Below are 12,825 nucleotides of genomic sequence, written 5' to 3'. Positions count from 1 at the left end.
TCGCGATGTATCGTGATAGACCGGCTCCGGTCAACCGAATTCGGTTGCTGTCCTGCCTGAAGCAACAGCAACGGGTATTGCCGGTCGCTGCGCCGCCCGCAACTGCCACTGGTGGCGGTATTCGAGCGCGATGGCACCCCAGATCAGGCCGAGTAGCAGGTAGACATGGCGCCAGTGGTCGATGTCGATGAAGGTGCCGAGCCCGATATTGCCGATGAAGGCGACATAGGCGCATAGAAGATAAGGCTGCCAGGGCCGGTTGCGCAGCAGAATTCGGAAGCCGGCGGCGATCGTCCAGCACGTCAGCGTCAGGAACGACACGAAGCCGAGCCAGCCGTAATCCATCAGCATCTTCAGCCAGATGTCGTGCGTGTCCTCGCCGAACATCTTGCCGAAGACGAGCGGGCCGATGCCGAACGGATGCTCCAGTGCCATCTGAAAGCCGATCGTGTAGCGGGCGAAGCGGCCGAGGCGGGCGGTGTCGTAGCTTTGTTCGAGTTGCGCGCGGTTCGAGAACATCTCCGCGACGCCCGGCAGTTGCAGGATGACGATCATCGCGATGACCAGCAGTCCGACGGCGGCGATGGTCATGACCACAACGCGCAGCCTGAACTTGCCGCTGGCGCTCTGCAGGAACAAGGCACCGGTCAGCAGGATCGCCGAAACGGCGAACATGCCCCAGGCGCCGCGCGAAAAAGAAAAGAAGATGCCGGCGGTGATGATCAGCAGCGGCACCGCCAATAGGGGCATGCGCGCGACCGAGCCGGTAAGCAGCAGGTAGAGCAGGTAGATGCCCGGCAGCACCAGGAAAGGCCCGAACACGTTCGGGTCCTGGAAGGCGCCGGCGGCACGGTCGTATTTGGTGAAGATCTCCGCTCCTGGAAAGGCATGGAAATAGCCGGCTATGCCGACCAGCGAAGTCAGCACCGCCGACACCACATAGGCGACGAAGATCACCCGGTAGAGACTGGGCCGGACGGCCGTTACGGAAGCGAAGAAAACCGCGGTGAGGGCCAGGAACAGCGAGACGGCGAGATAGAGCGGCGTGCCGGCGAGGTCCGACATCTGCGTCATCGAGATCATACCGCCGATGTTCATGATAACCAGCAGCACTAGCAGCGGCACGGCCGCGCGCTGTATCCGCAGGCCGAACAAGGGCCACACCACGATCAGCCCGATCATATAGAGGTCGTACGGCGCGGGCTCGGCAATGACGAAGCCGGACAGGAAGACGCCGAGGAAAACCGCCCCCGACGCAATCAGTGCAATCAGCTTGGCGTTGACCGCCGCCGCCGGCAATTCAGAAGCCGTCGCGCTCAATACGCGTTTTCCGTATTGAGCAGGCGGATCGGCGTCAGGCACAGGATTTTTAAGTCGAACAGGAGCGACCAGTTCTCGATGTAATAGAGGTCGTATTCCGTCCGCATGCGAATCTTCTCGTTGGTGTCCATCTCGCCGCGCCAGCCATTGATCTGCGCCCAGCCAGTCACACCGGGCTTGACCTTGTGACGGGCGAAATAGCCGTCGACCACCTCATTGTAGAGGAGGTTGTGCGACTGCGCGGCAATGGCGTGCGGACGCGGCCCGACCAGCGACAGCGAACCGAACAGCGAATTGAAGAACTGCGGCAGTTCGTCGATCGAGGTCTTGCGGATGAAGCGGCCGACGCGGGTGACGCGTGGATCGTTCTTGGTCACGGTCTGCTTCGCCGTCGGGTCCGCCTTGTCGGTGTACATCGACCGGAACTTGTAGACGTCGATGATCTCGTTGTTGAAGCCGTGCCGCTTCTGGTGGAACAGCACCGGCCCCTTGCTGTCGAGTTTGATCGCGATTGCGGTCGCCAGCATCACCGGCGAGAACACGATGATGCCGATGATCGAAAAGACGATGTCGAACGCGCGCTTGGCGACCGAATCCCAGTCGTTGATCGGCTTGTCGAAGATATCGAGCATCGGCACCGAGCCGATGTAGGAATAGGCGCGCGGCCTGAACTGCAGCGCGTTCGAATGCGCCGATAGCCGGATGTCGACCGGCAGCACCCACAGCTTCTTCAATAACTGCAGCACGCGCGATTCGGCGGTCAGCGGCAGCGATACGATCAGCATGTCGATGCGCGCGATGCGGGCAAATTCGATGAGTTCGGAAATCGTGCCGAGCTTGGGATAACCGGCGACAACCGGCGGCGACCGCTTGTCGCCGCGGTCGTCGAAGATGCCGCAGATGCGGATGTCGTTGTAGGGCTGCCTTTCCACCGAGCGGATCAGTACCTCCGCCGCCTTGCCGCCGCCGACGATGACGGCGCGGCGCTCCATCCGCCCGTCGCGCGCCCAGCGCCTGATCAGCTTCGACATCACCAGGCGGAGACCCAGGATCAACACGAAACCGACGACGAACCACGTGCCGAAGAGCAGGCGCGAATAGTCTTCCGACATTTTCATGGTGAAGGCGGTGAGCGCCATCAAGGCGAATGTTCCGGCCCAGACCAGCAGGAGACGGCCGAAATTGGCGATCGGCCGCATCAGCGCGACGATCTGGTAGCAGTCTGTGACGTCGAACAGAACGACCGCGAGGAACGAGGTGGCGGCGATCGTCAGTGAGTATTGCCAGGCAAGATAGTTGAAAAAACCGACATAGTAGAAATAGACGGCAAGACCTGACACCATCAGCAGCGCGAATTCCACCATGCGCAGGACGCCGCTCACCATGATCGGCGACATCGTATCGCGCCGGTATTGCGAGGCGACCTGGCGGGCAACATCGTTCATGCCGCCGGCCGTATTGTTCTCGGCAGGGGCGTCGAATTTGCGCACCGCGTCTAGCGAAAAACGGCGCGCGGGGTCGATTTCGTTCATGGGGCGTCCGTAGGTTTCCCTCAGGTGAATAGCAAAAGAGAGCTAAGAAACCCTTGAAACAACAGATGGCTTTGGAGACGCTTTCACCAGGAGCAGCCCGGTGGAAACCCGTTGCTCTATTTTTTGAGCGCGGCGAAATAAGCCTTTTCGATTTCGGCGGCCATTACATCGGCGCCGAAGCGTGCTTTGAGGTCGGTGAGGCCGGGCATCAGGCCTCTGTAGGTGTCGAGATCGGCCAATGCGGCGCTTATCTTATCGGCAAGTTCGCGCGGGTCGGGCCGGATCAGGGCAGGCGAGCCGGTGTCGAAGATTTCCGGTATGCCGCCGACCGACGTCGCGATGATCGGCTTGCCGGCGGCGAGCGCTTCCAGAACGATATAGGGCATGGCTTCCGCGCGCGAGGGAACGACGACCAGTTCGGCCAGCGTGAAGGCGAGCCTGGCCGGCATCGGCGCCAGGAACCCGACGTCCAGGCCGAGCTGATTTACCTGGGCGCGATAGCGCGGCAGGTCGTCGCCGTCGCCGACCATCAGCGCCGTCAACGGGCGACCAAGTCGGGTCGCGGCTAGCCCCAGCGCATCGATGAAGATGTCCGGGCCTTTGAGGTCTCGCATCATGCCGATATAGAGGAGATCAGCCGCCTTGTGCTCGGTCCGCACCAGCTCGAACTCGGCGGCGCGCAGGCCGTTGTGGACGAGAGCGTTCGGAATGGGCGGCTCGCCGATCTTCCGGCGATAAGTCCGCCGCTCATAATCGGAAACAAACAGCAGGCAATCGGTGAAGCGAGCCATGAAGCGCTCGAGCGCGAAGAACAGCTTCCCCATGGCGGTGGTCTCGTCATAGTGAAGCGAGCCGCCATGCGGCGAATAAAGGCGGGCTACGCGAGACCTGGATACCCGCAACAATGAGCCGAACAGACGGGCATAGGCGCCACCTTTGGCGCCATGCCCGTGCAGCACGTCCGGCCGCAATTCTTTTATGATCCTGTAGGTGCGCCGGGCCGAGGCGAGATCGCCTGGCCCGACATGCCGCTGCATCGGCGTGCGGTGAATGCCGAGCGCCAGGCTGTCTTTCATCTGTTCGAACAGCCGTTCCTCGAAATCGCCGCCCGTCGTCGAATCGCAGACGATGCCGACGGCATGGCCGGCGGCGACCTGAGCCTCGGTCAGGTCGCGCACATGCCGGAAGATGCCTCCGACCGGTGAGCGAAAGCAGTGGACGATCCTGAGTGTGTCCGCCACTTGGTCAGCACATCAAAACAGGCGTTCGCGAACATAGACTGTATCGCCGGGCAACAGCGGGTCGGAGGTCACCACGCGTCCGGTTATTACCTTGCCGTTGATGTCGCGGGTAATGTCGACGCTTTCCTGGTTGGCGCGCGGCGTGAACCCGCCGGCGATGGCGACGGCTTTCTGCACGGTCAGGCCTGGAACATAGGAATACTGCCCCGCCGCACCCACTTCACCCATGACGAAGATCGGCCGGTAGCGATCGATTTCGACCGAAACATCGGGATCCCGCAAATAACCCTGGCGCAGTTTCTCGGCGATCTCGCCCTCGAGCTGCTGGGCGGTGTGGCCGCGCGCCGGCACGTTGCCGACCAGCGGCAGCGAGAGATAGCCGGACTGGTCGACGCTGTAGGTATTGGTCAGTCCTTCCTGCTCGAACACGGTTACGCGGACACGGTCGCCGGCGCCGAGGCGATAAGGCTGGTCGAGAACTTCATGGAATGCGGCCGGCGTCGGCCGGTAGCTGGAGCAGCCCGAAAGCATCGATACGGCAAGCAGCGCGCGGAAAAGGGGAGCAGTGCTTTTCATGAGCGGACACGTACCTTTGAATAGCCGGCGACTCTGCGGCAAACCTTAACGATCGAGCTCGGTTATCATCCTGTTAGGGTTAATGGCCGGTAAAGGCGCGCGGCCGATACGGGCCGGATCGACAAATGCAGATGGTTTTCAGCCTCTTGTTTGCGGCTTGTTAGTAGAGCCTGACAGGTTCTTACCGCGATATTAACGGCTGAGTTACCATAGTTGTTTACGGTGCATGCTGACTCAGTACCGGAGCAGGGATGCATGTCCGTTCAATCCGCGGCCGCAGATGTCGACGTCGATCTCAGGCAGCTTTTCGCCAGCCTGGCGCGAAACTGGCTGCGGATCCTTTTCGTCGCGCTGGTTGTAACCGGCCTGGCCTTTGCGCTCGCCTGGCTTGCAACGCCCGAATACAAGGCGGCAGCCAAGCTGGAGATCGGGCCTCGAGAATCGGAGTTCACGCGGCCAGCCGGGGCCAACGGCAACGAGCGGTCGATTCCCGACGAAGAGGCTGTGGCCACCGAGGTCCAGATCATCTCGTCCCCCGACATCCTCAAGCAGGTGGCGACGAAGCTCAACCTGGCGAAATTGCCCGAATTCGACGAGGCGCTGAAGATGTCGACGCTGAGCCGCGCCCTTGTCCTTGTAGGCTTGAAAAGCGATCCGTTCGAGATTCCGCTGGAAGAGCGCGTGCTGGACGCAATGCATGAGAAGCTCAACGTCTATGGCGTTGAAAAAACCCGCGCGATCGCAATCGAGTTCTCGTCAGAGGATCCAAAGCTTGCCGCCGCGATCCCGAACGCCATTGCAAACGCCTATATCGCCTCCAAGGGCAATGCCAAGCTCGAATCGAATTCCGCCGCCACCGACTTTCTGGCGCCTGAAATCGCGGATCTGCAGAACCGGGTGAAGGAGGCGGAAGCCAAGGTTGCCGCATTCCGTGCGCAGTCCGATCTTTTGATGGGCGGCAACAATTCGGTGCTTGCCACTCAGCAGCTGTCCGAATTGTCGAGCGAACTGTCACGGGTGCGCGCCAACCGCGCTTCGGCGGAAGCGACCGCTGACGGCGTGCGTAGGGCGTTGCGCAATGGCGGCTCGCTGGATGCCGTTCCGGAGGTGTTGTCTTCCGAACTGATCCAGCGCCTGCGCGAGCGGCAAGTCGAACTCAAGAATAACATCGCCGACCTTTCCACCACCTTGCTCGACAACCATCCGCGCATCCGCGCGCTGAAGTCGCAGCTCGCCGATCTCGACCGCCAGATCCGCAACGAAGCGGAAAAGATCATGAAGGGTCTGATGGCGCAGGCCGAGACGGCGAAGGCGCGAGAGGCTCAACTCGTGGCAGACGTTAACACGCTGAAGGCGGCGTCCGCCCGCGCCGGCGAAGAGCAGGTGGAACTCGATGCGCTGCAGCGTGATGCCGCGACCAAGCGTCAGCAGCTCGATCTCTATTCGTCCAGCTATCTCCAGGCGGCCGCACGCAAGGATCGCAACTACCTGCCCGTCGACGCTCGCGTATTTTCGGAGGCCCAGGTGCCGGCCGAACCCTATTTCCCCAAGATTGGTCCGATTGTCAGTGCGGCCTTTGTCGGCTCGTTGCTCATCATGGCGATCGTCACGCTGCTGCAGGAACTGTTTTCCGGCCGCGCCATGCGTCCGGCCGCCGGTGCCCATTTCGAGCGCATCGAGCAGGTTGCGATGCCGGCTGTCCAGGCCGAACGCGTAATGGCCGAGCCCGACCCACCGATTGCCCGGCCCGAACCGGCAGCCGCCGAGATCGATGAGACCGACGACGACAAGATTATCGAGACCAAAGTGGAGCCGGAACCCGTCGCGGTGGCGGAAGCGGCTGCCGAGAAAATCGAACCGGAGTACTCTGAAATGGCTGCTGCAGACATTGAACCGGCACGTTCTGTCCTCGGCGAGGTCGACATCGACAAGGCCGCGGAAAAACTGATCGCCACCGGTGCCGCCCGCGCCATATTCGTGTCGCCGGAAGGCGACGAGGCGGCCGCCTCGGCGGTGCTGGTGGCGCGCGCAGTCTCCGACGCCGGGCTACGTGTGCTGCTGCTTGATCTCACCGCTTCGGGTGCCGCCTCGCGGCCGATGCTGGACAGCGGGCTGTTTCCGGGCATCACCGATCTGCTCGCCTCGCAAGCGCAGTTCAGCGATGTGATCCACCCCGATCTCTATTCGGACTGCCACGTTATTCCGGTCGGCACAGCCGATCCGGTCCGCGCCATGCGCGCCGCCGACCGGCTGCCGATCATCATGCAGTCGCTGACCACCGCCTATGATCTGGTCGTGGTCGAATGCGGGCCGGCCGACGCGCAAGGCATCAGCCGCCTGGTGGGCGAGGGGACCGAGGTCCTGCTCTCCATGCTGGAGCCGGACGACGAGGTGACGCAGGCCGCGGTCGCGCTCATCGAGAGCGGCTATCCCGACCTGACGCTGGTCACACCGATCGGCCATGTGGCGCCGGGGCCAATGCCGGGACGGCGCTCGGCCGCCTGAGGTAGTTTTCTCAAATCGAAATCAGCTGTCGTCTTCGCCTGCGGCCGGTGCTGTCCGCCCCACCGCTTTGCGGCGCAGCAGCTTGGTCAGCTTCCAGACCATTGGGCTGTGCTTGATGAATGCCTTCAGGCTTGCGCCGTGCCTGAGCGCAAGCGCCAGCGCACGACCCTTCAGCGTCAGCGGAACCAGCACCTCGAAATGCTGCGTTTCGACATCGCACCACAATCGCTTGTAGGGTTCGTCGCCGACCGAGAAATCATAGATTTTGAAACCCGCCTCGCAGGCTTCCTGGATGTTCTCGAAGAACAGGAAGTCGCCCGGGCTGGTGTGTGCGAGGTCATCCTCGGCGATCGCCCCGAATTCGCAGATCAGCCGCTTGCCCGAGCGGCTCGATCCGGTGACAGCACGGAGCTTGCCGGCGACTTCCAGCCCATGCAGGACGAAGGACGGATCTTCTTCTTGAAGCGCGTCGGTAAACAGCGAGCGGAAAAAAGCGCGCACCTCCGCTTCACCGAAAACATTGGCGATACCCATCTTGCGAAAGCGGAATTCCTTCATCTCGAAAAAGGCATCGAGCAGCATGTGCACCTCGTCCGCGGTCCTCGCCTCGATGCGACGATAGCTGCCGACGGCCTCGAACTTGCGCGCCTGCGAGCGATGCTTCTTGCGCCTGCGCTTGCCGCTCACGCGGGTGAGCAGCGCATCAAATCCTCCTACAAGACTGGCGGCCAGCGACAGATTGGGGCTCGAAAAATGCGGCAAGGCGGAGAGCGGGTTGGCAACGCCGTCGAGATCGGGCAGCAGCCGCTCCAGCGCGACAAGATCGATGTCGCGCCGCGCCTTGGCAATCGCAGCCAGCATCGAGCGGATCGCCGCACTATCGGCATTCGCCAGCCATTGCGGGTCGGCGGCGGCAAAATTGCCGTTAGCATGGCGGCCGCCCATGAAGCGGGCGATGCGGAACGCTCCACTGTGGGTGACCTCCAGCGCCAACGAGAAGACCGGCCTGTCGTCGGCGCGCAGCGTCGCAACGACAACGTCGGCGCCGGTATGTGCGGCCCAGTTCAGGATCCAGCCTGCGCTCTGCGCCGGGGCAAAAAGCGCCGAATGGCAGAATTCTGCGTACGCCGCCAGCGCCGCACCATCGGCGACCGAGGTTGACAGGCCGGCCTTGCCGGCCGGCAAGGCACACGGCGACGCCTCGCTGCTTGCCAGCCGATTGCCGTCAAATGACGCGGTGGCGTCAACCATACCTCAATCCTTAGGGCGTATTCGTCGCGATTGGGGGTCCGCGCAGGCGCATTCCATGCTTGATGAGCTTAGGCGCAAAAGGTGAATGAATGATCGACGGGGGCGAGGCAATCCGCAAACTGGCGCTCAATCTCGCCCGTTATTCCGGTCTCGCTCCGCTGGCTAAACCATTTATCGGCGGCCTCGGCGCCATCCTGATGCTGCATCGGGTCACCGCGACGCCGGAAAAGCCGAACGGCGTCAACCGCCACTTGAACATCGCGCCTGGGTTTCTCGACGCCGTGATCGCCGACATGAAGGCGAACGGCTACAGTTTCGTCACGCTGGACGAGGCCATCGAGCGCATCAAGGCTGGCGACAAGGACGGCCAGTTTGCGACGATCACCGCCGACGACGCCTATCGAGACAACATGACCGAGGCGCTGCCGGTGCTGGAGAAACACGGCGCGCCGATCACCATCTATGTCGCGCCGGGACTCATCGACGGCGCTGCCGATTTGTGGTGGGACGTGGTCGAGGACATCGTCAATGCGCGCGATCGCCTGACTCTGACGACGCCGGATGGCGCAGTGACGATCGACTGCTCGAGTCCCGGAAAAAAGGTCCAGGCCAATGCGCGCCTGCACGCTCATCTGACGCTGAAGGTGCGCGAGCAGGACCAGCGCGCGGTGTTGCGGGATCTGGCGCGCTCGAACGGCATCGTGTTGGGTGGTCCGCGCCCGAGCACGCTGATGAACTGGGACGAGATCCGCACCATGGCCGAGCACCCGCTGGTGACGATCGGCGCACATAGCGTCAATCACTGCAATCTGAAGCGGCTTTCCGAGAGCGATGCGCGACATGAGATCGGCGACGTCAAGCGCATATTGCAGGCCAAACTCGGCGAGGAGCCGCGCCATTTCGCCTATCCCTACGGTTATGCCAGCGCCGTCGGCCGCCGCGAAGTCGGCCTAGTCCGCGATGCCGGCTATGCCTCGGCGGTGACGACCCGCCACGGCATACTCCGCGCCGAGCATGCCGGCTTCCTGCATGCCCTGCCGCGCATTTCGGTCAATGGCCGCTATCAGAGCGTCGCCCACATCCGAACAATGTTGTCGGGCGTCACGACGCCGCTGGCCAATGCCGGCAAGACGGTTGTGACGATCTAACTGTTGCCTCGCCCCTTCGGCCGCGGCTCCAGGATCAGCCATTTGATGATGCCCATCGCCGGCAGCACCCACAAAAACCCGCTGAGCAGGAAGAAGAGGAAGTGCGCCAGCGGCCCGGACTGCGACAACTGCGCAACCGCCACGATCGAGGCGACCAGCGCATAGACTGTGACCAGCACTACCAGCAGGAAGCTTCCGATCAGCTTTTTCAGGCGAATGGGCATGGCGCGATCTCGTTGACCGCTATCGCTTAGGCCGAACATTCGATGCGCGCAACCCGCCGGAAACGGCGCGACGGCGTGCCGCGCTGTCTGGTCTTGCAAGCCGGGTTGCGATGGTTCACCAATCCGCGACTTCAACTGCCGGGACAAATCCATGGCTGCTGCCATATCCGATGCCGCGCCTTTCGCCGCCCGCGATCGCGACCTTCGCAACCGCGCGCTGGTACGCGGTTGGCTCTATGTCGTGCTCCTAGTGCTGTTTGCGCTGGTACTGGTCGGCGGCGCTACAAGGCTAACCAATTCCGGCCTGTCGATCACCGAATGGCAGCCGATACACGGCGTCATCCCGCCGCTCAATGATGCGGAGTGGCAGGAGGAGTTCCTGCGCTACCAGCAGATCCCACAATATGCCGAACTCAACAAGGGCATGAGCATCGAGGCGTTCAAATCGATCTTCTGGTGGGAATGGGTGCACCGCATCCTGGCGCGTAGTGTCGGCGTGGTCTTCGCCTTGCCGCTGCTGTTCTTCTGGGCGACGCGCCGCATCGAGCGGGGCCTCGGCACGAAATTGTCGGGCATCCTCCTTCTCGGCGCCCTGCAGGGCGCGATAGGCTGGTGGATGGTGGCGTCCGGGTTGGCTGACCGCGTTTCGGTCAGCCAATACCGGCTGGCGATGCATCTGACGTTGGCGGCACTTATCTTCACGGCGACCATGGTGGTCGCGCGTGGGCTGGCGCCGCACTCGGAACCTGCCGCCGACCGCTCGACGCAACGTCTGGCCGGCGTCCTGGTGCTGCTGGCGCTGGTCCAGATCTATCTCGGCGGGCTGGTCGCCGGGCTAGACGCCGGCTTGAGCTACAACACCTGGCCGCTGATGGACGGCAAGCTGGTGCCCGGCGACCTGCTGCTGCTCGAGCCGGCATGGCGCAATTTCTTCGAAAATCCGAAGACGGTGCAGTTCGTCCACCGGGCCGGCGCCGAAACGATCTTCGCGGTCGCGCTCTGGCACATGATTGCAACACGCCGGCGCCTGCCGGGCACGACGCATGCCCGGCGTGCGACGCTGCTGTTCCTGATTGTCGTGGTGCAGGCGTCGATCGGCATCGGCACCCTATTGATGCAGGTGCCGCTCCACATGGCCTTGGCGCATCAGGCATTCGCGCTGGTTCTGCTCGGCTTCGCCGCCGCGCATTGGCGCGGTACCAGGGGCGCTTACCCGCTGCCCCACGAGATTGCTCTCAGAGGCTGAGCCGCACCCGCCGGATTGCCGCGGCAATCGCCAGCTCGCGGTTTTCGTCGACCGCGTTGCGATCTTCATGGTGCCATGCAGCCGACAGGCAGCCAAAGGCGATAGCGTGGTCCAGTATGGCGGGCGCCGTCTGGCCGAGCGTTGCTGCAAAGACTTGCGCCATATGGGCGATCCGCCGCGGATCGAGGCAAAGATCGTCTCGGTCGAGTGGGTTGTAGAACATGTTGGCGGCATCAAAGCCCGGGTCGCCGAAAACGCCCTTCGGATCGATCGCCAGCCAGCCACGTGGACCGTGCATGATGTTGTCGTGATGCAGGTCGCCATGCAACGGCCGCGCGTCATGCGGATTGGACAACAGCCGTTCCGCGATTTCGGCAGCTTCGACATACAGGCTCTTTTCGCCGGCGGCGCGATCGGCCTTCGCCTTTTGGAACAGGCTGAAAAACCGTGTCCGCAGCGGCTGAAGGTCAGGCGGGGCAGGGTGCGTCGACGGCGACAGCAGCTTGGCCATCACCTCCGCCGCGATGGCGGTGGCGGCATTGTCGTCCTCATCCGCAATGATCTGTGACAGCGAGGTTTCGCCGGCGTATTCGAGCAGCATGCGGTGGCCGTCGCTGCCGAGCAGCCGCACCGCGCCTTCGCCGCATCGCCAGGCGAGGAAATGCTCGCCACGCAACTCGTCCTCGACATCGTCGAAAGGCTTTAGATCCTTGACGATTGCCGGCGAGCCGTCCTCACGCGCGACCTTCCAGACGCGGCTGCTGAACGTTTCGGCGACGAGTTCGGGCGCGCCGACCTTCCAGCGCTTTGGAAATGCCGGCGCATCCATTCAGAGGCCGAGCATCAGATCCATGTTCTGCACGGCGGCGCCCGAGGCGCCCTTGCCGAGATTGTCGTAGACCGCAAGCAGCAGCGCCTGCGCTCGATCGTCATTGGCGAAGACGTAGAGCTTCATCCGGTTGGTGCCATTATAGATCTCCGGATCGATGTCAGGCATGCGTTCCTGATGCAGATACGGCGCCACCTCGACCACGCCGCCATCGATGGAAGCGAAATGATCGGCGATCGCCGCATGCAGCTCGGCGCCGGTCGGCACATGGTCGAGGCCGCCGAGTTGCAGCGGCACCACCGTGATCATGCCTTGCGCGAAATTGCCGACCGCCGGCTGCATGATCGGATCGTGCGAAAGCTTGGCATAGGTCCTGAGCTCAGGCACGTGCTTGTGCTGCAGCGTCAGCCCGTAGGGCAGGAATTCCGGCGCATCCTCCCCCTTGGCGACATAATCCTCGATCATCGGCCGGCCGCCGCCGGAATAGCCGGAAATGCCGTTGACGGTGACCGGAAAATCGGCCGGCAACAGCCCCGCCGCAACCAGCGGCCGCAGCGTCGCGATCGGTCCTTGCGGCCAGCAGCCCGGATTGGCGACGCGCTTCGCCGAAGCGATCTTCCTCGCCTGGTCCTTGTCCATTTCGGCGAAACCGTATTCCCAGCCATCGGCAACACGATGCGCCGTCGAGGCGTCGATCACCTTGGTGGTGTCATTGGCGATCAGCGAAACGCTTTCCTTGGCGGCCGCGTCCGGTAGGCAGAGGATCGCGACATCGGCGGCGTTGAGGAACTCGGCGCGCGCTGCCGTCTCCTTGCGGCGCTCGGTCGGGATGGAGATGATTTCCAGGTCGCCGCGCTCGGCAAGCAGCGCCCTTATCTGCAGACCGGTGGTGCCGTGCTCGCCGTCGATGAAGATTTTCGGTTTCATTGCTTGCCAAAATTCCTGTTATCTCA

Annotated in this window: 11 protein-coding genes; 3 read left to right on the top strand and 8 right to left on the bottom strand. The window is 62.9% G+C overall.

The features are described from left to right. Positions 1-30: 30 nt before the first annotated feature. The 4 genes from AC0L2X_RS23360 to AC0L2X_RS23345 all read right to left on the bottom strand — a co-directional run bounded on the left by AC0L2X_RS23360 (position 31) and on the right by AC0L2X_RS23345 (position 4,669). Positions 31-1,320, bottom strand: a complete 1,290-nt coding sequence (locus tag AC0L2X_RS23360; RefSeq protein WP_473555969.1) for an O-antigen ligase family protein — start codon at positions 1,318-1,320, stop codon at positions 31-33. Continuing rightward, on the bottom strand, positions 1,317-2,852 hold the full coding sequence (locus tag AC0L2X_RS23355; protein WP_473555967.1) for an undecaprenyl-phosphate glucose phosphotransferase: 1,536 nt from the start codon (positions 2,850-2,852) through the stop codon (positions 1,317-1,319). The genes AC0L2X_RS23360 and AC0L2X_RS23355 overlap by 4 nt, the downstream gene beginning before the upstream one ends. 116 nt (positions 2,853-2,968) lie before the next feature. Beyond that, positions 2,969-4,093 (bottom strand): glycosyltransferase, encoded by a 1,125-nt coding sequence (locus AC0L2X_RS23350; protein ID WP_473555964.1) that lies wholly within the window; start codon positions 4,091-4,093, stop codon positions 2,969-2,971. A 12-nt stretch (positions 4,094-4,105) separates the two neighbouring features. Continuing rightward, on the bottom strand, positions 4,106-4,669 hold the full coding sequence (locus tag AC0L2X_RS23345) for a polysaccharide biosynthesis/export family protein (protein WP_254817578.1): 564 nt from the start codon (positions 4,667-4,669) through the stop codon (positions 4,106-4,108). Between the two features lie 255 nt (positions 4,670-4,924). Between AC0L2X_RS23345 and AC0L2X_RS23340 the strand changes: the two genes are divergently transcribed. Further along, complete coding sequence (locus AC0L2X_RS23340) at positions 4,925-7,174, top strand: GumC family protein (protein ID WP_473555961.1); 2,250 nt, start codon at positions 4,925-4,927, stop codon at positions 7,172-7,174. A gap of 21 nt (positions 7,175-7,195) precedes the next feature. Here AC0L2X_RS23340 and AC0L2X_RS23335 read toward each other — a convergent pair whose 3' ends face one another. Then, positions 7,196-8,425 (bottom strand): GNAT family N-acetyltransferase, encoded by a 1,230-nt coding sequence (locus tag AC0L2X_RS23335; RefSeq protein ID WP_473555959.1) that lies wholly within the window; start codon positions 8,423-8,425, stop codon positions 7,196-7,198. 89 nt (positions 8,426-8,514) lie between these two features. On the opposite strand from AC0L2X_RS23335, the gene AC0L2X_RS23330 reads away from it, so the two are divergent. Then, complete coding sequence (locus tag AC0L2X_RS23330) at positions 8,515-9,573, top strand: polysaccharide deacetylase family protein (protein WP_352566117.1); 1,059 nt, start codon at positions 8,515-8,517, stop codon at positions 9,571-9,573. Here the strand turns inward: AC0L2X_RS23330 and AC0L2X_RS23325 are convergent. Beyond that, entirely contained in the window at positions 9,570-9,797 is a 228-nt protein-coding gene (locus tag AC0L2X_RS23325; RefSeq protein ID WP_473555957.1) for a DUF2842 domain-containing protein, read from the bottom strand. The two genes, AC0L2X_RS23330 and AC0L2X_RS23325, sit on opposite strands and share 4 nt — an antisense overlap. A 151-nt stretch (positions 9,798-9,948) precedes the next feature. Between AC0L2X_RS23325 and AC0L2X_RS23320 the strand changes: the two genes are divergently transcribed. Continuing rightward, a complete protein-coding gene (locus tag AC0L2X_RS23320; protein WP_473555955.1) occupies positions 9,949-11,043 on the top strand; it encodes a COX15/CtaA family protein in 1,095 nt (364 codons plus the stop codon). Here the strand turns inward: AC0L2X_RS23320 and AC0L2X_RS23315 are convergent. Both AC0L2X_RS23315 and argC read right to left on the bottom strand, forming a co-directional pair. Then, positions 11,033-11,872 (bottom strand): aminoglycoside phosphotransferase family protein, encoded by an 840-nt coding sequence (locus AC0L2X_RS23315; protein WP_473555953.1) that lies wholly within the window; start codon positions 11,870-11,872, stop codon positions 11,033-11,035. The two genes, AC0L2X_RS23320 and AC0L2X_RS23315, sit on opposite strands and share 11 nt — an antisense overlap. Further along, positions 11,873-12,799: an N-acetyl-gamma-glutamyl-phosphate reductase gene (argC, locus tag AC0L2X_RS23310; RefSeq protein WP_473555950.1), complete on the bottom strand. Its 927-nt coding sequence runs from the start codon at positions 12,797-12,799 to the stop codon at positions 11,873-11,875. It lies immediately after the preceding gene. Between the last annotated feature and the right edge of the window lie 26 nt (positions 12,800-12,825).

It is taken from the genome of Mesorhizobium sp. WSM4828, assembly GCF_055811175.1.
Note: the sequence above shows the minus strand (reverse complement) of the source record. Positions and strands in the feature narration are given on the sequence as shown.